Annotated in this window: 17 protein-coding genes; 16 read left to right on the forward strand and 1 reads right to left on the reverse strand. The window is 67.7% G+C overall.

The window, feature by feature from the left end:
- Nucleotides 1-5 precede the first annotated feature (5 nt).
- The 16 genes from BKN51_RS37280 to BKN51_RS37355 all read left to right on the forward strand — a co-directional run bounded on the left by BKN51_RS37280 (nt 6) and on the right by BKN51_RS37355 (nt 18,366).
- On the forward strand, nt 6-767 hold the full coding sequence (locus BKN51_RS37280; protein ID WP_101613688.1) for an NADH-quinone oxidoreductase subunit C: 762 nt from the start codon (nt 6-8) through the stop codon (nt 765-767).
- Complete coding sequence (locus BKN51_RS37285) at nt 764-2,104, forward strand: NADH-quinone oxidoreductase subunit D (RefSeq protein WP_101612046.1); 1,341 nt, start codon at nt 764-766, stop codon at nt 2,102-2,104. The genes BKN51_RS37280 and BKN51_RS37285 overlap by 4 nt, the downstream gene beginning before the upstream one ends.
- Entirely contained in the window at nt 2,101-2,973 is an 873-nt protein-coding gene (gene nuoE / locus BKN51_RS37290; protein ID WP_101612047.1) for an NADH-quinone oxidoreductase subunit NuoE, read from the forward strand. The genes BKN51_RS37285 and nuoE overlap by 4 nt, the downstream gene beginning before the upstream one ends.
- A complete protein-coding gene (gene nuoF, locus BKN51_RS37295; RefSeq protein WP_101612048.1) occupies nt 2,973-4,253 on the forward strand; it encodes an NADH-quinone oxidoreductase subunit NuoF in 1,281 nt (426 codons plus the stop codon). Before nuoE ends, nuoF begins: the two co-directional genes overlap by 1 nt.
- Nucleotides 4,250-6,721: an NADH-quinone oxidoreductase subunit G gene (locus BKN51_RS37300; protein WP_101612049.1), complete on the forward strand. Its 2,472-nt coding sequence runs from the start codon at nt 4,250-4,252 to the stop codon at nt 6,719-6,721. Before nuoF ends, BKN51_RS37300 begins: the two co-directional genes overlap by 4 nt.
- On the forward strand, nt 6,718-8,055 hold the full coding sequence (nuoH, locus tag BKN51_RS37305) for an NADH-quinone oxidoreductase subunit NuoH (protein ID WP_101612050.1): 1,338 nt from the start codon (nt 6,718-6,720) through the stop codon (nt 8,053-8,055). Before BKN51_RS37300 ends, nuoH begins: the two co-directional genes overlap by 4 nt.
- The gene (gene nuoI, locus BKN51_RS37310) at nt 8,042-8,584 is read left to right on the forward strand and encodes an NADH-quinone oxidoreductase subunit NuoI (protein ID WP_101612051.1); all 543 of its coding nucleotides are present in this window, start codon (nt 8,042-8,044) and stop codon (nt 8,582-8,584) included. Before nuoH ends, nuoI begins: the two co-directional genes overlap by 14 nt.
- Nucleotides 8,581-9,426: an NADH-quinone oxidoreductase subunit J gene (locus BKN51_RS37315; RefSeq protein WP_101612052.1), complete on the forward strand. Its 846-nt coding sequence runs from the start codon at nt 8,581-8,583 to the stop codon at nt 9,424-9,426. The genes nuoI and BKN51_RS37315 overlap by 4 nt, the downstream gene beginning before the upstream one ends.
- Nucleotides 9,423-9,722, forward strand: coding sequence for an NADH-quinone oxidoreductase subunit NuoK (gene nuoK / locus BKN51_RS37320; RefSeq protein ID WP_101612053.1), 300 nt, complete (start codon nt 9,423-9,425; stop codon nt 9,720-9,722). The genes BKN51_RS37315 and nuoK overlap by 4 nt, the downstream gene beginning before the upstream one ends.
- Nucleotides 9,723-9,732: 10 nt before the next feature.
- The gene (nuoL, locus tag BKN51_RS37325) at nt 9,733-11,631 is read left to right on the forward strand and encodes an NADH-quinone oxidoreductase subunit L (protein WP_101612054.1); all 1,899 of its coding nucleotides are present in this window, start codon (nt 9,733-9,735) and stop codon (nt 11,629-11,631) included.
- Nucleotides 11,631-13,181 (forward strand): NADH-quinone oxidoreductase subunit M, encoded by a 1,551-nt coding sequence (locus BKN51_RS37330; RefSeq protein ID WP_101612055.1) that lies wholly within the window; start codon nt 11,631-11,633, stop codon nt 13,179-13,181. The genes nuoL and BKN51_RS37330 overlap by 1 nt, the downstream gene beginning before the upstream one ends.
- Nucleotides 13,182-13,184: 3 nt before the next feature.
- Nucleotides 13,185-14,750 carry an NADH-quinone oxidoreductase subunit NuoN gene (gene nuoN, locus BKN51_RS37335; RefSeq protein WP_101612056.1) on the forward strand — a complete coding sequence of 522 codons (1,566 nt, stop codon included), beginning with the start codon at nt 13,185-13,187 and terminating at the stop codon, nt 14,748-14,750.
- 136 nt (nt 14,751-14,886) lie between these two features.
- Nucleotides 14,887-15,207: a hypothetical protein gene (locus tag BKN51_RS37340; RefSeq protein ID WP_101612057.1), complete on the forward strand. Its 321-nt coding sequence runs from the start codon at nt 14,887-14,889 to the stop codon at nt 15,205-15,207.
- On the forward strand, nt 15,207-16,826 hold the full coding sequence (locus tag BKN51_RS37345) for an alpha/beta hydrolase (RefSeq protein ID WP_101612058.1): 1,620 nt from the start codon (nt 15,207-15,209) through the stop codon (nt 16,824-16,826). The genes BKN51_RS37340 and BKN51_RS37345 overlap by 1 nt, the downstream gene beginning before the upstream one ends.
- A 47-nt stretch (nt 16,827-16,873) precedes the next feature.
- The gene (locus BKN51_RS37350; protein ID WP_146044310.1) at nt 16,874-17,479 is read left to right on the forward strand and encodes a hypothetical protein; all 606 of its coding nucleotides are present in this window, start codon (nt 16,874-16,876) and stop codon (nt 17,477-17,479) included.
- Nucleotides 17,480-17,616: 137 nt separating this feature from the next.
- On the forward strand, nt 17,617-18,366 hold the full coding sequence (locus BKN51_RS37355) for a helix-turn-helix domain-containing protein (protein ID WP_233223113.1): 750 nt from the start codon (nt 17,617-17,619) through the stop codon (nt 18,364-18,366).
- On the opposite strand, the gene BKN51_RS37360 is transcribed toward BKN51_RS37355, so the two are convergent.
- Nucleotides 18,363-19,115, reverse strand: a complete 753-nt coding sequence (locus BKN51_RS37360; protein WP_101612061.1) for an ESX secretion-associated protein EspG — start codon at nt 19,113-19,115, stop codon at nt 18,363-18,365. The genes BKN51_RS37355 and BKN51_RS37360 overlap by 4 nt on opposite strands.
- Nucleotides 19,116-19,123 lie beyond the last annotated feature (8 nt).

Here is a 19,123-nt window from a genome sequence, read left to right on the forward strand (position 1 = left end):
GCGACGTGCCTGAAGAGACCCCCGAAACCCCGGAGACCGGCGGCGAGCAGTCCAGCGCCGACCGGCCCGAAGGCGGCTTGGAGCCGCAAGGCGTCCGCCCGGCCGAACCGGTCGTCACCGGTAAAGAGCGCCAGGGCATGTTCGGCGTGCACGGCACCGGTGACACCTCCGGTTACGGCGGCGTCCGTCTCCCCGCGTACAACCCGCCCCCGGCGGAGCGCCCGTACGGCGGCTGGTTCGACGAGTTCGCCGACGAGTTCTACGCGGCCTTGGCGGACAACAAGGTTCCGGCGAGCGCGGTCCTGCAGACGACGGTCGCGCACGGCGAGATCACCTTCTACGTCGCCCGCGAGCACCTCGTCGAGATCGCGCGGACCCTGCGCGACGACACCGGTCTCCGGTTCGAGCTGCTCAGCTCGGTGTCCGGCGTGGACTACGGCGTCGACGTCCCGCAGCGGCTGCACTCGGTCTACCACTTCACGTCGATGACCTACCGGCGCCGCATCCGCATCGAGGTCACCCTCGACATCGAGGACCCGCACGTCCCGTCGCTGGTCGGGCTCTACCCGACCGCCGACTGGCAGGAGCGGGAGACCTGGGACATGTTCGGCATCGTCTACGACGGTCACCCGGCCCTGACCCGCATCCTCATGCCGGACGACTGGGACGGCCACCCCCAGCGCAAGGACTACCCGCTCGGCGGGATCCCGGTCGAATACAAGGGCGCGGAGATCCCGCCGCCGGACCAGCGGAGGTCGTACTCGTGAGCATCAGCGAGAACGCAGCAGAAGCAACGGAAGTCCCCGAGGCCGATTCCCGGGACACCACCGAAGGTCGCGTCTACACCGTCTCCGGCGGTGACTGGGAAGACGTCATCGAGGACTCGCGCCACGACGAGCGCATGGTCATCAACATGGGCCCGCAGCACCCGTCGACGCACGGCGTGCTCCGGCTCGTGCTGGAGATGGAGGGCGAGACCGTCACCCAGCTCCGCTCGGTCATCGGCTACCTGCACACCGGGATCGAGAAGAACTGCGAGTACCGCACGTGGACCCAGGGCGTCACCTTCGTGACGCGCATGGACTACCTCGCGCCGCTCTCCACCGAACTCGCGTACTGCCTCGGCGTCGAGAAGCTGCTCGGCATCCAGGCCCCGCGCCGTGCCGAACTGCTGCGCGTGATGCTGCTGGAGATCAACCGCATCGGTTCGCACCTGGTCTACATCGCCACCGGCGGCATGGAACTCGGCGCCACCACCGCGATGACGCTCGGCTTCCGTGAGCGCGAAGAGGTCCTGCACCTGCTGGAGCACCTCACCGGTCTCCGGATGAACCACGCGTTCATCCGCCCCGGCGGCCTTGCGCAGGACATGCCGGACGACTACCAAGAGGTCGTCAGCGCGTTCGTCAAGACGATGGACGAGCGGCTTCCCTTGTACGACAAGCTCTTCACCGGTCAGCCGATCTGGCGCAACCGGCTCAAGGGCGTCGGCTACCTGCCGGTGGACGCGTGCCTCGCGCTCGGTGTCACCGGCCCGGTGCTGCGCAGCGCCGGTCTCCCGTGGGACCTGCGCAAGACCGAGCCGTACTCCCGCTACGACGAGTTCGAGTTCGACATCCCGACCTCGACCGACGCGGACTGCTGGGCGCGGTACCTGATCCGTGTCGAGGAGATGCACCAGAGCCTGCGGATCATCAAGCAGTGCCTGAAGAAGCTCGAGCCGGGCCCGGTCATGGTCGAGGACAAGAAGGTCGCCTGGCCCGCGCAGCTCTCGCTCGGCAGCGACGGCCTGGGCAACTCGCTCGAACACGTCCGCAAGATCATGGGCCAGTCGATGGAATCGCTGATCCACCACTTCAAGCTGGTCACCGAGGGCTTCAAGGTCCCGGCGGGCCAGTCGTACACGACGGTCGAGTCGCCGCGTGGCGAGCTCGGCGTGCACCTCGTGTCCGACGGCGGCACCCGGCCGCTGCGGGTCCACGTGCGCGAACCGAGTTTCGTGAACCTGCAGTCGATGCCCGCGATGGCCGAAGGCGGCCTGGTGGCGGACGTCATCGCCGCCATCGCCTCGATCGACCCCGTCATGGGGGGAGTGGACCGTTGAGCACCCAGCCCGGAACGACACCGACGCCCGAGCCCGGCACCAGTTTCGCCGAGCAGACCCACGTCGCCGCCGGTGGTGACGTCGACGTGATCGCGATCGCGCCGGATCCCGCCGAGGCGGAGGGGATCCTGGAGAACGCGAAGCTCGAAGACATCTTCGACGCCGACACCTACGCCAGGGCGCAGAACCTGATCTCGCGCTACCCGCAGTCGCGCTCGGCGCTGCTGCCGCTGCTGCACCTCGTGCAGTCGGTGCAGGGTTACGTGAGCCAGGAGGGCATCGCCTTCTGCGCCGCGCAGCTGGACCTGTCCGACGCCGAGGTCAGCGCGGTCGCGACGTTCTACACCATGTACAAGCGCCGCCCGTGCGGCGAGCACCTGGTGAGCGTCTGCACCAACACCCTTTGCGCGGCCATGGGCGGCGACGCGATCTACAAGAAGCTCCAGACGCACCTCGGTTCCGAGGAGAAGCCGCTGGGGCACAACGAGACCGCGGGCACGCCGAACGAGCCCGGCTCGATCACCCTCGAACACGCCGAATGCCTCGCGGCCTGCGACCTCGCCCCGGTGATCCAGGTCAACTACGAGTACTTCGACAACCAGACCGAGGACAAGGCCGTCGCGCTGGTCGACGCGTTGCAGGCGGGCAAGAAGCCCGCCCCGACGCGCGGCGCGCCGCTGAGCAGCTTCAAGGGCGCCGAGCTGCAGCTCGCCGGGTTCTTTCCCGACGACGCGCAGCAGTACCGCACGGACGTCGACGGTCCTTCGCAGGCCGTCGAAACCCTGCGGGGCGCGCAGGTCGCGCAGGACCGCGGCTGGACGGCGCCCGCCATGAAGGACGTAGCGCTCCCTGAAGTGGAGAAGAAGTAATGGCAGACCCCATCACTCCGGTCCTCACGAAGCGCTGGCTTTCGCCCAACTCCTGGACGATCCAGTCCTACGAAGCCCTCGAGGGCTACACCGCGATCCGCAAGGCGCTCAAGGGCACTCCCGAGCAGATCGTCCAGCTGGTCAAGGACTCCGGCCTCCGCGGCCGTGGCGGCGCGGGCTTCCCGGCCGGCATCAAGTGGTCCTTCATGCCTCCGAACGAGGACAAGCCGCACTACCTGGTCATCAACGCCGACGAGGGCGAGCCGGGGACCTGCAAGGACATCCCGCTGATGATGGCGGACCCGCACTCGCTGATCGAGGGCTGCATCATCGCCTCGTACGCGATGCGCTCGCACCACTGCTTCATTTACGTCCGCGGTGAGGCGCTGCACTGCATCCGCCGTCTCAACGCGGCCGTGCGCGAGGCGTACGAAGCGGGCTACCTCGGCCCGAACATCCTCGACTCCGGATTCGGCCTCGACATCACCGTGCACGCGGGCGCCGGGGCGTACATCTGCGGCGAGGAGACGGCGCTGCTGGACTCGCTGGAAGGCCGTCGTGGCCAGCCGCGGCTCAAGCCGCCGTTCCCGGCCGCCGCGGGTCTCTACGCCGCGCCGACCACGGTGAACAACGTCGAGACCATCGCCAGCGCGCCGTACATCATCAACGGCGGGTCCGACTGGTTCCGCCAGATGGGCCGCGAGAAGTCGCCCGGCCCGAAGATCTACTCGATCTCCGGCCACGTCGAGAATCCCGGCCAGTACGAATGCCCGCTCGGCACCACGCTGCGCGAGCTGCTCGACATGGCGGGCGGCATGAAGGACGGCGTCCCGCTGAAGTTCTGGACGCCGGGTGGTTCGTCCACGCCGATGTTCACCAAGGAACACCTCGATGTTCCGCTGGACTTCGAAGGCGCGGCGGAAGCCGGGTCGATGCTGGGCACGACGGCCGTTCAGGTCTTCAACGAGACCGTTTCCGTGCCGTGGGCCGTGATGAAGTGGACGCAGTTCTACGAGCACGAGTCCTGCGGCAAGTGCACGCCGTGCCGCGAGGGCACGTACTGGCTGGCGCAGATCCTGGAGCGCATGGTCGAGGGCAAGGGCACCGAAGAGGACATCGACACCCTCCTCGACGTCTGCGACAACATCCTCGGCCGGTCGTTCTGCGCCCTCGGTGACGGCGCGGTCTCGCCGATCCAGAGCGGGATCAAGTACTTCCGGGATGAATTCCTGGCTTTGTGTAACGCAAACAAGCGCGAACTGGTGGGGGCGCAGGCATGACGATCGCACCCGACAAGCCCGAAACGTCCACAGAGGACATTCCGGTTCCCGAAGGCCACGTCAAGCTGGTCATCGACGGTGAAACGGTCATCGCGCCCAAGGGCGAGTTGCTGATCCGCACCGCCGAACGGCTCGGCACGGTCATCCCGCGCTTCTGCGACCACCCGCTGCTCGACCCGGCCGGCGCCTGTCGCCAGTGCCTCGTCGAGGTCGAAATGGGTGGCCGTCCGATGCCGAAGCCGCAGGCCTCGTGCACCATGACGGTCGCCGACGGCATGGTCGTGAAGACCCAGCTGACCTCGGCCGTCGCGGACAAGGCCCAGCAGGGTGTGATGGAGCTGCTGCTCATCAACCACCCGCTGGACTGCCCGATCTGCGACAAGGGCGGCGAATGCCCGCTGCAGAACCAGGCGCTCGCGCACGGCCGCGCGGAATCCCGCTTCGTCGACACGAAGCGGACGTTCGCGAAGCCGCTGCCGATCTCCTCGCAGGTGCTCCTGGACCGGGAGCGCTGCGTGCTCTGCCAGCGCTGCACCCGGTTCTCCCGCGAGATCGCCGGTGACCCGTTCATCGAGCTGCTCGAACGCGGTGCCCACCAGCAGATCGGCACGGCCGAGACGGCCGACGTGCTGGACCTGGCTTCCCGCACCACATCGGGCCAGCCGTTCCAGTCGTACTTCTCCGGCAACGTCATCCAGATCTGCCCGGTCGGCGCGCTGACGTCGGCCGCGTACCGGTTCCGTTCGCGGCCGTTCGACCTGGTGTCCGCGCCGAGCGTGTGCGAGCACTGCTCGTCCGGCTGCGCCGAGCGGACCGACTTCCGCCGCGGCAAGGTCATGCGGAAGCTCGCGGGCGACGACCCCGAGGTCAACGAAGAGTGGCTCTGCGACAAGGGCCGGTTCGCCTTCCGCTACGCCTCCGCCGAAGACCGCATCCGCCGTCCGCTGGTCCGCAACGCCGACGGTGTCCTGGAAGAGGCTTCCTGGACCGACGCGCTGCGCGCGGCCGCCGCCGGGCTCACCGAGGCGCGGGACGGCAAGGGCGCCGCGGTGCTGACCGGCGGTCGCCTGACCGTCGAGGACGCCTACGCGTACTCGAAGTTCGCGCGGATCGCCTTGGGCACCAACGACATCGACTTCCGGTCCCGTCCGCATTCGGCCGAGGAACTGAACTTCCTCGCGTCGCACGTGGTCGGGACGACGCCGGAAAGCGGCGTCACCTTCGGCGAGATCGAGCGGGCGCGCACGGTGCTGTGCGTGGCGTTCGAGCCGGAGGACGAGGCGCCGATCGTGTTCCTGCGGCTGCGCAAGGCGGCTCGCAAGAACCGCACCCGCGTCGTCCACTTGGGACAGTGGACCACCTCCTCGGTCCGCAAGACCTTCGGTGAGCTGCTGGCCTGCGCGCCGGGCAGCGAAGCCGCCGCACTCGACGGCATCGCGCAGCACGCGCAGGACGTCGACGCGGCGCTGACGGCCGAAGGATCCGTGATCCTCGTCGGCGAGCGTGCCGCCGAGGTCCCCGGCCTGTTCTCGGCCCTGCACCGGCTGGTGGAGCGCACCGGCGCCCGGCTCGCGTGGATCCCGCGTCGTGCGGGTGAGCGCGGTGCCCTGGCGGCGGGCGCGACGCCGACGCTGCTTCCCGGCGGCCGTCCGGTCACCGACGCCTCGGCTCGCGCCGAGGTCGAAAAGGCCTGGGGCGTCACGCTTCCCGCCACCGCGGGCCGCGACACCACCGCGATCCTCAAGGCCGCTTCCGGTCACGACCTCGACGGCCTGCTCGTCGGCGGCGTCGACCCGGACGACCTGGCGGACCCGGATCTGGCCCGTCGCGCCCTCGAGAACGCGAAGTTCGTGGTGAGCCTGGAACTGCGGCACAGCGCGGTCACCGAGCACGCGGACGTCGTCCTCCCGATCGCCCCGGCGGTCGAGAAGGCGGGCAGCTACCTGAACTGGGAAGGCCGCCGCCGCGAGTTCGCCGTCACCCTCGAAGGCACCGGCGCCCTGCCGGACTGCCGGGTGCTCGACACCCTCGCCGTCGAAATGGACGCGGACATCTTCACCCAGACCCCGGCCGCTTCCGCCGCCGATCTGGCCAAGCTGCAGGGCAAGACCGAGCCCGCGACCTTCGAGCCGATCGCCGCCGCGGCGGCCTCGATCGCGGGGAACGGCAAGGTCCTGCTGGCCACCTGGCGTCAGCTGATCGACAACGGTTCGCTGCAGGACGACGAGCCGCACCTCAAGGGCACACAGCGCGAGGTCGTCGCGAAGCTCTCGGCGAAGACCGCCGAAGGCTTGGGCGGCACCGTGAAGGTCTCCACCGAACGCGGCTCCATCACGCTGCCGATCGAGGTCGCGGACCTGCCGGACGGCGTCGTGTGGCTCCCGGGCAACTCCGACGGCTCAGCCGTCCGCGCGGCACTGGCCGCGGGACACGGCTCGGCCGTCACCCTCACCGGAGGTGAGAAGTGACTCCGTTGCTCACCCAGATGCCGGACGCCGCCGAGCGGGCGGCGCTGCTGGCGGACGACCCGTTGTGGCTGATCCTGATCAAGACGGTCGTCATCCTGCTGATCGGCCCGATCCTGACGATCTTCCTGATCGTCTGGGAGCGCAAGGCCGTCGGCCGGATGCAGAACCGTCCCGGACCCAACCGGGTCGGGCCCGGCGGCTACCTGCAGTCCCTCGCGGACGCGATCAAGCTGCCGTTCAAGGAACAGATCATCCCGGACACCGCCGACCGCAAGGTGTACTTCCTCGCGCCGGTGATCTCCGCGGTGCCCGCGCTGATCGCGCTGGCGGCGATCCCGTTCGGCCCGGTGGTCTCGATCTTCGGTGAGAGGACCACGCTCCAGCTGGTCGACCTGCCGGTCGGCGTGCTGGTGATCCTGGCCTGCTCCTCGATCGGTGTGTACGGCCTCGTGCTGGCCGGCTGGTCTTCCGGTTCCCCGTATCCGCTGCTCGGCGGGCTCCGCTCGGCCGCGCAGGTGATCTCGTACGAGATCGCGATGGGCCTGTCCATCGTGGGCGTCATCCTCTACGCGGGTTCGATGTCGACCTCGCAGATCGTCGAGTCGCAGCAGACCGGCTGGTACTTCTACCTGCTGCTGCCGAGTTTCGTGATCTACCTGATCTCCATGGTCGGTGAGACCAACCGCGCGCCGTTCGACCTCCCCGAGGCCGAATCCGAGCTGGTCGGCGGTTTCCACACCGAGTACAGCTCGATGAAGTTCGCGATGTTCTTCCTCGCCGAGTACGTCAACATGGTGATCGTTTCGGCGTTCGCGACCACGTTGTTCCTCGGTGGCTGGAAGTTCCCGTTCGTCGGCGCCGAGCACGCGCTCAACCAGGGCTGGCTCCCGCTGCTGTGGTTCACCGCGAAGCTGTTCATCCTGCTGTTCGGCTTCATCTGGCTGCGCGGCACGCTGCCGCGGCTGCGGTACGACCAGTTCATGCGGCTGGGCTGGAAGGTCCTGGTCCCGGTCAACCTGGTCTGGATCGTGGTGATCGTCTCGGTCCGCGCGATCAAGAACTCGGGCGGGCTCTCCACACCGCAGATCCTCATCGGCGGCGGCGCGCTCATTCTCGTCGTCGTCATCCTGAGCCTGCTGCTGCCGGACAAGAAGGTCCCGGACGACGACTACGTCCCGGTGACCGGCGGCGGGTTCCCGGTGCCGCCGCTCGACCTCCAGGTTCCGGACAAGACTCCGCGTCAGAAGGCCCTAGAGAAGGCCGAAGCCCGGGCGGCCAAGCGCAAGCCCGCGGCGGTTTCCAGTGGAAGGGAGGCCGGCGATGGGGATGTTTGATCCCATCAAGGGTTTCGGTGTCACCTTCGGGATGATGTTCAAGAAGGTCGCCACCGAGGAGTACCCGGAGGCCGGCGCCCCCGCCGCTCCGCGCTATCACGGCAGGCACCAGCTCAACCGGCATCCGGACGGGCTGGAGAAATGCGTCGGCTGCGAGCTGTGCGCGTGGGCCTGCCCGGCGGACGCGATCTTCGTCGAAGGCGGCGACAACACCGAAGAGGCACGCTTCTCGCCCGGTGAGCGGTACGGCGCCGACTACCAGATCAACTACCTGCGCTGCATCGGCTGCGGGCTGTGCGTCGAGGCCTGCCCGACCCGGTCCCTGACGATGATCAACTTCTACGAGCTGGCCGACGACGACCGGCAGCGGTTGATCTACACCAAGGAAGACCTCCTCGCGCCGCTGCTGCCCGGCATGGAGCAGCCGCCGCACCCGATGCGGCTCGGCGAGAACGAGCAGGACTACTACGTCAACGGCCCGGAGCTGGCGCGCCCCAAGCCCGTCGAGAGCACGGAGGCCGCCAAGTGATCACGGCCTTCCTCGCCCAGACCGACGTTTCGGCCGGGATCACCACCGGCGAGACCATCGCGTTCTGGGTGCTCGGCCCGCTCGCGCTGCTCGGCGGGCTCGGCATGATCTTCTCCCGCAACGCCGTGCACTCGGCGCTGTGGCTGGTGCTCACGATGCTGTGCCTCGGCGCGCTGTACATGATCCAGCAGGCGCCGTTCCTCGGCTTCACGCAGATCATCGTCTACACCGGCGCGATCATGATGCTGTTCCTGTTCGTGCTGATGATGGTCGGCCGGGAGAGCTCCGACTCGGTCGTCGAAGTCCTGCGCGGGCAACGGGTCATGGCGACCCTGCTCGGCGTCGGCGTCGGCGGCCTGCTCGCGGCGGGTCTCGCCCGTTCGCTGGCCAACGTCACCCCGGCGCTGCCGCTCGACCCGGCGAACGTCGACGGCGGCGGCCCCGGTGGGCTGGGACGGCTCATCTTCACGAAGTACCTGTTCCCGTTCGAGCTCACGTCGGCACTGCTGATCACCGCCGCGCTCGGCGCGATGGTGCTCGCCTTCACCGACCGGCACGCCAAGGGCGGCAAGAAGTCGCAGAAGGAACTCGTCGTCGACCGGTTCACCGGAAAGCACGACAGGCCTTCGCCGCTGCCCGGCCCGGGTGTCTTCGCGACGGCCAACTCGATCGCCACCCCGGCCCTGCTGCCGGACGGCTCGATCGCCCCGGAGTCGCTCTCGGACATCATCGAGTCGACCTCGGCCTCGCGACTGGAGGACGAGCGCAAGCAGGTGTCCGGTGCGGAACCGGGCCCGGACGCCCACGCGCTCGTCGGCAAGAAAGAAGGGGACGAGGAATGACCCCGACGTACTACCTGCTCCTGTCCGCGCTGCTGTTCACCATCGGCGCTGTCGGGGTTCTGGTGCGCCGCAACGCGATCGTCGTGTTCATGTGCATCGAGCTGATGCTGAACGCGGCGAACCTGTCCCTGGTCACGTTCGCCCGGATCAACGGCGGACTCGACGGTCAGGTGATGGCGTTCTTCGTGATGGTCGTCGCCGCCGCCGAAGTCGTGGTGGGCCTCGCGATCATCATGGCGATCTTCCGCACCCGGCGCTCGGCCTCGGTCGACGACACCAACCTGCTGAAGTACTAGGAGCACCGAGTTGACCGCATCATCGTGGCTGCTGGTGGCTTTTCCCGCCCTCGGCGCCCTGATCCTTCTGCTGGCCGGTAAGCGCGCGCGTCCTTGGGGACACCTCCTCGGCAGCGCGACCGTCTCACTGTCCTTTGTGTACGGCCTGATCCTCTTCTTCACGGCCGACACGAAGAACATCGCGGACGTCAAGCTGTTCTCGTGGATCCCGGTCTCGGCGCTGCAGGTCGACTTCGGACTCCGGATCGACGCGCTTTCGCTGACCTTCGTCCTGCTGATCACCGGCGTCGGCATGCTGATCCACTTCTACTCGATCGGCTATATGTCCTCCGACCGCGACCGGTCGAGGTTCTTCGCGTACCTCAACCTGTTCGTCGCCTCGATGCTGATCCTGGTGCTGGGCAACAGCTTCGTGACGCTGTACCTCGGCTGGGAAGGCGTCGGTCTCGCGTCGTACCTGCTCATCGGCTGGTACCAGGACCGCCCGTCCGCGGCCACCGCGGCGAAGAAGGCGTTCCTGATGAACCGCGTCGGCGACGTCGGGCTCGCGCTGGCGATCTTCCTGATGTTCAAGTACGTCGGGAGCACCGGCTACGCCGAGGTCTTCGGCGCCGTCGGCCAGATCCCGACCGGGGCGGTCACCGCGATCGCGATCCTGCTGCTGCTGGGCGCCTGCGGTAAATCCGGCCAGTTCCCGCTGCAGGCATGGCTTCCCGACGCGATGGAGGGCCCGACCCCGGTCTCGGCCCTCATCCACGCGGCGACGATGGTCACCGCCGGCGTCTACCTGGTCGCCCGCGCGCACGAGATCTTCAACGCCACCCCGGACGGCCGCCTGATCGTCACCCTCGTCGGTACGGTCACGCTGCTGATCGGATGCATCATCGGCTGCGCCTACGACGACATCAAGAAGGTCCTGGCGTACTCCACGGTCAGCCAGATCGGCTACATGATGCTCGCCGTCGGCCTCGGGCCGATCGCCTACGCGCTCGGCATCATGCACCTGGTGGCGCATGGTTTCTTCAAGGCCGGGCTGTTCCTCGGGGCCGGTTCGGTCATGCACGCCATGAACGACGAGGTCGACATGCGGAAGTTCGGCGGGCTGCGCAAGCACCTGCCGGTCACCTTCTGGACCTTCGCCCTCGGCTACCTCGCCCTGATCGGCATCCCGCCGCTTTCCGGATTCTTCACCAAGGACGCGATCATCGAAGCGGCGCTGTCCCAGGGCGGCTGGCGCGGCTGGGTGATGGGCGGCGCGGCACTGCTCGGCGCCGGGCTCACCGCGTTCTACATGACGCGCCTGATGGTGATGACCTTCTTCGGCAAGGAACGCTGGAAGGAGATCAAGTCCAGCGACGGCCGCGACTTCCACCCGCACGAAAGCCCCGCGGTGATGAAGTGGCCGATGATCATCCTGGCCGTCGGTTCGATCGGCGCCGGCGCGTTCTTCGCCCTCGGCGACCGGTTCGCCGAATGGCTCTCGCCGGTGGTCGGACCGCTCCAGGAGGGTGGCCACAGTGTCATCCCGCACCTGCTGGTCCCGTTCCTCACCGTGGCGCTGTCCGTGCTCGGTGCGGTGGCCGCGTGGCTCTTCGTCGGTCGCAAGGACGTTCCGGTGGAACGCCCCGAGCGGGTCTCCGCCGTGGTCAAGGCCGCGCGCAACGACCTCTACGGCAACACCCTGAACGAGACGCTGGTCGCCCGTCCGGGCACCTGGCTCGCCCGCGCGCTGGTCTACGTGGACAACCGCGGGGTCGACGGCGCGGTCAACGGCCTCGCCGCCGCGCTCGGCGGCGGATCCGGGCGCCTGCGCCGCCTGCAGACCGGCTTCGTCCGCTCGTACGCACTGTCCATGCTGGGCGGCACATTCCTGCTTCTGGCGGCACTCCTGCTGGTGAGGTTCTCCTGATGACTTGGCTCCTGGCAACCATCCTGGTGCCGCTGGTAGGCGCGGCGGTCGTGGCGGGGTTGAAGAAGAACGATCGCCTGGCGACGCTCACCGCGCTCGGCGTGTCCATCCTGACGTTCCTGCTGGTGATCCCGCTGTGGGCGAGCTACTCGCCGACGGGGGACCGGATCCAGCAGAAGTCCTCGATGGACTGGATCCCGAACTTCGGCATCCACATCTCGTTCGGCATCGACGGCATCGCGCTGGTGATGATCGCGGTCATCGGGCTGCTGGTGCCGATCGTGGTCGGCTCGCTCGGCCTGACCGACAAGCTCCCGGCCGGGCGCTCGGCGGGCGGGTACCTCTCGCTGATCCTGGTGCAGCAGTCGCTGACCATCGCGGTGTTCGCCGCGACCGACGTCTTCCTGTTCTACGTGCTGTTCGAGATCATGCTGATCCCGATGTACTTCCTGATCGGCGGCTACGGCGGCGCGAACCGGCAGTACGCGGCGGTCAAGTTCTTCCTGTACTCGTTCCTCGGCGGCCTGATCATGCTGGCCTCGGCCATCGGGGCGTACTCGATGGCGTCGGACGAGCTCGGCAAGGGCACCTTCGACTGGGAAACGCTCGTCACGGTCGTCCGCGACGCGCCGACGGGCACCCAGATCTGGCTGTTCCTCGGGTTCTTCCTGGCGTTCGCGATCAAGGCCCCTTTGGTGCCGTTCCACACCTGGCTGCCGGACGCCGCGGGCCAGGCGCCCATCGGCGTCGCGGTGCTGCTGGTCGGCGTGCTGGACAAGGTCGGCACGTTCGGGTTCCTGCGCTACTGCCTCCCGATGTTCCCGGAGGCCAGCAAGGAACTCGCGCCGTGGGTGCTGGTGCTCGCCGTCGCGGGTGTCCTCTACGGCTCGATCCTCGCCGCCGGGCAACGCGACATGAAGCGGTTCATCGCCTACGTGTCGATCGCCCACTTCGGGTTCATCGCGCTGGGCATCTTCACCTTCAACGAGCAGGCGATGGTCGGCTCGGTGTCGTACATGCTCAACCACAGCCTCGCCACCGGGATGCTGATCGTGGTCGTCGGGCTCATCGTGATGCGCGGCGGATCCACCAAGATCTCCGACTACGGCGGCATGGCGAAGGTGACCCCGCTGCTCGGCGGGATGCTGCTCATCGCCGGTCTGTCCACGTTGTCCCTGCCGGGCACGAACTCCTTCATCAGTGAGTTCCTGGTGCTGCTGGGATCCTTTGTGGACTATCCGGTGTACACGATCATCGCGACGGTCGGCATGGTGCTGGCCGCGGCGTACGTGCTCTGGCTCTACCAGCGCGTCATGCAGGGCCCCGTCCGCGGTGACGCCCTGATGGGCGCCGGTGGGGGCCCGGGCACGGCTATCGCGCCCGAACTGGGCGCGACCAAGGCCATCAAGGACCTCGGCGGCAAGGAGATCGCGATCCTGGCGCCGATGGTCGTGCTGATCATCGCGCTCGGGTTCTACCCCAAGCCGGTGCTCGACACGATCACCCCGTCGGTGCAGGCGACGATGTCGTCCGTACAGGGAGGCAAGTAAACAGTGCTCTTCTTGACTCAGGCGCCACCGGTGAAGGTGCCGTCGATCGACTACTTCGCCGTCACGCCGATCTTGATCATCCTCGGCGCGGCGTGTGTCAGCGTGCTGTTCGAAGCCTTCCTGCCCAAGCACATGCGGTGGCCGTCGCAGGTCTTCCTCTCCCTGCTCGGGATCGGGGCGGCGGGTGTCTTCCTGGCCTGGTACGCCAGCTCGTCCGCGCCGGAGGGCGGTGTCACGACCTTCAGCGGCGCGATCGCCGTCGACCGGCCGTCGCTGTTCCTGTGGGGCACCCTGCTGGCGCTGGCGCTGGGCGCGCTGCTGCTGATCGCGGACCGCTCGGTCGAGCCGGGCGGCGCGTTCGTCGCGCAGGCCGGTATCCGCCCGGGCACCGTCCAGGACCGCGCGCAGGTCGGCACCACCGGCATGCAGACCGAGGTCTTCCCGCTGACGCTGTTCGCGCTCGGCGGCATGATGGCGTTCGTCGCGGCCAACGACCTGCTGACCATGTTCATCGCGCTCGAAGTGCTGAGCCTGCCGCTGTACCTGATGTGCGGTCTGGCGCGGCGGCGTCGCCTGCTCTCGCAGGAATCCGCGGTCAAGTACTTCCTGCTCGGCGCGTTCTCGTCGGCGTTCTTCCTCTACGGTCTCGCGCTGCTCTACGGCTACGCGAACTCCGTGCAGCTGTCGGACATCGCCAACGCCGCCGCCGGTTCGGACCGTTCGGACACACTGCTGTTCGCCGGGCTCGGCCTGCTCGCTGTCGGTCTGCTGTTCAAGGGCTCGGTCGGCCCGTTCCACACCTGGACCCCGGACGTCTACCAGGGCGCGCCGACCCCGGTCACCGCGTTCATGGGCGCCTGCACCAAGGTCGCCGCGTTCGGCGGGATCCTGCGGGTGTTCTCGGTGGCGTTCGAATCGACCAGCTGGGAATGGCGTGGCGTGCTCTGGGGCGTCGCGATCATCTCGATGCTGATCGGCGCGGTGCTCGGCCTGACACAGACCGACGTGAAGCGCATGATCGCCTACTCGTCCATCGCGCACGCCGGCTTCCTGCTCATCGGTGCGATCACGATGACCGAGGAAGGCCTGTCGAGCACGCTGTTCTACCTGCTGGCCTACGGCTTCACCACGCTCGCCGCGTTCGGTGTCGTCTCGCTGGTGCGGGACTCGAACGGCGAGGCGACGCACCTGTCCGCGTGGGCGGGCTTGGCGAAACGGTCTCCGGTGCTGGCGGGCGTGTTCACCTTCCTGCTGCTCGCACTGGCCGGTATCCCGCTGACCAGTGGTTTCGTCGGCAAGTTCGTGGTGTTCTCGGCGGCCCTGTCCGACGGGATGGCGCCGCTGGTCGTCATCGCCCTGATCTTCAGCGCCGTCGCCGCGTTCTTCTACCTGCGGGTGATCGTGCTGATGTACTTCTCCGAGCCGGCCCCCGACGGCCCGACCGTCACCGTGCCCGGCGCGTTCACCACGACGGCGATCACGCTCGGCGTCATCGTCACGCTGGTGCTCGGCCTGATCCCGGCGTTCGCCCTCGACTGGGCGGCCTCGGGCGGCTTCGCCCTCAAGTAGTTCTTCGCGCGTGAAGGCCCCCTCGCTCTTGTGAGGGGGCCTTCACGCGTATGTGGGTAGTTGCCCGGTGAGGGGTCCGCGAGCACGCTTCGCGCGTCATAGTGTGGTCACGTTGTCACGCTTGGGGAGGGGTGCGATGTCAGGCGGGTATGAGGTCGTCTTGACGGCGATCGAGTCTTCGGCCGGTGCGGCGAAGCGCGCGGCCGAGGTGGTCCGGCCGACGGATCTCGCGGCTGGATTGACCGGCGTCGCGGCAGGACTGCCCGGCGGGGTCTCGGGTGAAGCGGCCAGGCTGCTCGCCGACGCCTGGGGCCGCGCGGTGCCGACGTGGGTCGAGAACGTCGATGCCTACTCGGCCCAGCTGGACCAGGCCGCGGCGCGATACCGGTCGAACGAACAGTCCGCCGTCCACGACCTGCGTCCGATGGCCCCCGGCGGTGGGCGGAGGCCGGTCTGATGGTCACGTGGGCCGACGTCCGACGATGGGATCCGGCCGCGGTGGGGCGGGTCGCCGACGACCTCAACGCGTGGTGCACCCGGATCATCGGCGCGAACGACGACGTCGAGGCGATGGCGCGGTTCGACGGCTGGACCGGCGACGCGTCCGTCGCCGCTTCGACGCGGGGAAACTCGCTGATCACCACCGCGGAACAGTTGGTCGCGCAGGCATCGGCCGTCCGCCGTGGCGCCCATGAAGTGCAGATCGCGCTCGAGCGGATCAGCGCGTTCGTCCGGGAGACCGAAGACCTCGCCTATCGTCACGGGCTGACGATCGGTGACGGTTGTGTGGTGCCGATCCCCGGTCAGCCGCCGCTCGCGCCGGAGGTGCTGGCGATCCGTCACCGGGTTCAAGCGGAGATCGCGGACAAGGTCGAGCAGATCCTGCGCCGGGCGACGGACGTGGACGCCGATTTCGCCGCGATCATGACCAGGGCGATGCGCGGCGAGATCAGCGAACAGGGCGTCGGCACCCTCGCCCAAGCCGCCGACGTCGGTGCCGCGCAAAGCGGACTGTCGATCATCGGTCCGCCCGAAGGTGGCACGCCGAGCGACAACAAGGCGTGGTGGGACAGCCTGTCCGACACGGCGAAGGTCGCCTTGCTGCAGAACGCGCCGGACCTGATCCGCAACCTGGACGGTGTCCCGGCGGTCGATCGCGACTCGGCCAACCGCGCCGTTCTGCAGCGGGAGATCGACCGCCTGCAAAGCGAGGCGACCGAGATTTCGCGCGCCAACCCGAACGATCCGCGCACGCCGAACCAGGGCGACTGGGCGGGTAAGGAGAAGCTCGACGAAATCGCGGCGAAACTGGACGGGCTGCGGGCGATCCAAAGCCGTCTCGATCATCCGGGGCCGGGGCAGCAGCAGGCGTTCTTGCTCGGGTTGGACGTCGGCGGGGACGGCAAGGCGATCATTTCGGCGGGGAATCCGGACAAGGCGGTGAATGTCGCGACGTATGTTCCTGGGACGGGTGCGGATCTGGCGGGGATCAGTGGCGAGATGGTCCGCTCGGATCGGATGGTCGAGGCCGCGACAAAAGTTGGTTCACCATCTACCGCTGTGATCTCTTGGGTCGGCTACGACGCCCCGGACGATGTCCTGCCCAACGCGATGAGCGAGAGCTATGCGGATAACGCGAAGAAGGATCTCGACCGCTTCCAGGACGGTTTGCGAGCGACGCACGAAGGCGCTCCGTCGCACAACACGGTGATCGGACACAGCTACGGCACCACCGTAATCGGGCACGCCGCGCGTGACGAGCGACTGGCGGTCGATGACATCGTGTTCGTCGCGAGTCCTGGTGTCGGGGTCAACCAGGCGGAGGAACTCGGTCTGCCGGCGGACCGCGTTCATGCGACGGTGGACCGGAACGATCCGATCCAGCTGGTGCCGATCCATGGGATCGAACCCCAGCATTTCGAGGGCGCCGATGTGTTCGCTTCGGGACAGCCGAACGAGCCGCCGCCGTCCTACTGGGAGGGCTACGACGACGCCGCGCATTCGCAGTACTGGGATCCGGGCAACAAGGCATTGGCGAGCATGGGGCGGATCATCGCCGGTCGGCCCACGTCCTGATGCGAAAGGGCATTATGCGGCATATATCGGCAAAAGTGACTTTGGCGATGCTGGCGATGCTGATCGCTGGATGCACAGGAGGGAAGGACATGAAGCCCACAATCACCGCCGACCAGGCCAACCAAAAGGTCGACGACTATCTCGCGCAGGTTCGTGAGATCTTTCCCGCCAACGCGCGCTATGAGCTGACCGCGTCCGAAAAACGCGGGCCGTGCCTGGATCCGACCGATGGTGGTTCAGGTGAACGCGTCATCGCCACCCGTACTTACCAGGTGCACGAACTGCCAAAGGAGAACATTCCTGCCTACTTCACTGCGGCGAAAACCTGGGCGGCGAATCACAGCTTTCGTGTGCTCGACAACAACCCACCGAACGAGTATCTCTGGCTCGAGAACAACTCTGATGCCTTCCGGATGGCCGTGGAGGCGAATCCTCTCGGTGCCATGTACATCACTGCCACGTCACCGTGTGTCTGGCCCGATGGAACACCCATTCCCGAAGCCGCGGCTCACGACACACCAGAGCCGGAAATTGTCGCGCAGACAGCGCCGACGGTCACGACACCGCCGGTTCAGAAGCCGCGTAAGACCCGTCCGCCCGTTGACGACGAGGACTTCGCGCAGACCGATTGGACTGACGAAGACACCTATTGAGTAGGCGAATTGCCGTCGTGCACATGGCAAGGTCGCTCGCCTGGAGAAGGGGAGCGATGCCGAAACCGAAGCCCGCGCCGCTGGCTCGAGGACTTGCCGAGGGTCTCCGCGTCGCGCGGAAGGCCAGCAGACTGGCGATGACCGAAGTGGCCGACAAACTGGCGTGGTCCCAGTCGACGCTGAGCCGGATCGAAACCGGCGTGCGCTCGGCGTCAGCCGAAGAGGTGTCTGCCTTGCTCGCGGTGTACCAAGTAACCGGAGAACACCGGGATGCGCTGCTCAAGATGGCTCGCGACGTCGACCGGCCGAACTGGCTCGAAACTCGTCAGAGCGGTGTGCCGTATCAGGTGAGGACCCTTGCACAGTACGAAAAAGAGGCCACCAGAATCATCGAGTGCAGCACAACGACGATGCCCTGCCTGCTGCAAACGCCCTCCTATGCGAGGGCCGCGCTGGTCGCTGTCGGCGCATCCACCGCGGAGATCGAAGCGTCGGCGGAGGCGCGGCTGGAACGTCAGAAGGTGCTGGGCCGGAAGAAACTGATCGCCTACCTCGATGAGGGCGCCTTGCGGCGGCAGATCGGCGGCGCGCGGATCATGGCGAACCAGCTTCGGCACCTAGTCTCGATGGCGCAACGGCCGTCCGTCGAGCTCCGGGTGTTTCCCTTCGACGTCGGTGGCCACCCGGGGATGAGCGGCGCCTACGCCCTGCTCGATTTCGCGGACGGCCCGCCGGTGGTGCGGCTGGAACACCAGCGGTCGGGTGTCTTCCTGCATCGGCCAGCCGATGTCGAGCCCTATGTGCAGGTGACACTGCGGTCGAACGCTGTGGCGCTGGATCCGGCGCGATCGGTGCGCCTGATCGAGAGCCTGGTGCCGTCCGGCTAGTGGTCGAGGCTCGCCCGCAACGCGGCGACCTTCTGTGCCAGCAACGTGGGTTCGCCGGGCAGGACGGTGATGTACCGGTTCCGGGGTGAACCGGTCACGTGCATGGCCACCCGTCCTGCGTCGAGGTCCAGATACGTCAGGCCGTCGATGGCCTCGATGCGGCGTCCTCCGTCAGGGCGTTTGGCCGCGGCGAAGAACCCGACGCCGAAGTACGGCTGATCGAAGACCTCGTCCAAGCGACGCGCGTCCCGGCTTCGTGACTCGGGTTCGTCGTAGAGGTCGTTCCCGGCGTCGAGCTTGAAGTCGTCCTGGGGCAAGGAGAACGGAGCGAACCGCGCCGGCGGGTACTCGGGCAGGTTCATCACGAGGGCCGCCGCACGGTCGGTGGTCCGCACGCCTTTCAGCCACACTCGGTTTCCTTCGCAGATCGCGGTCACCGCGGCGCGCCCGCGGACGGCGACGAGCACGCCGTACTGCTCGGTTTCCGTCCGCACGGTCGCGTAGTACTCGGTGTTCGGCCGGTCGAGTACGTGCAGGACGTCCTCGAAGTCGCTGGTCAACCGCTTGCCCTCGGTGAACCCGAGCCCGCCGAGCTCCTCGAACGCCGCCCGGTCTTCGCCGTTTCGCGACGACGGCGGGATGTAGCGCAGGCCGCCCGCGAAGATCAGATGCGGATCTCCGCAACCGGCGTGACGGAACGCGGTCAACAAGGTGTCGAGCGTGATCTCGACCGGGCGCGCGAGCACCACGTGTCTCC

Source organism: Amycolatopsis sp. BJA-103, assembly GCF_002849735.1.
In the GTDB taxonomy this organism is placed as follows: Bacteria; Actinomycetota; Actinomycetes; order Mycobacteriales; family Pseudonocardiaceae; genus Amycolatopsis.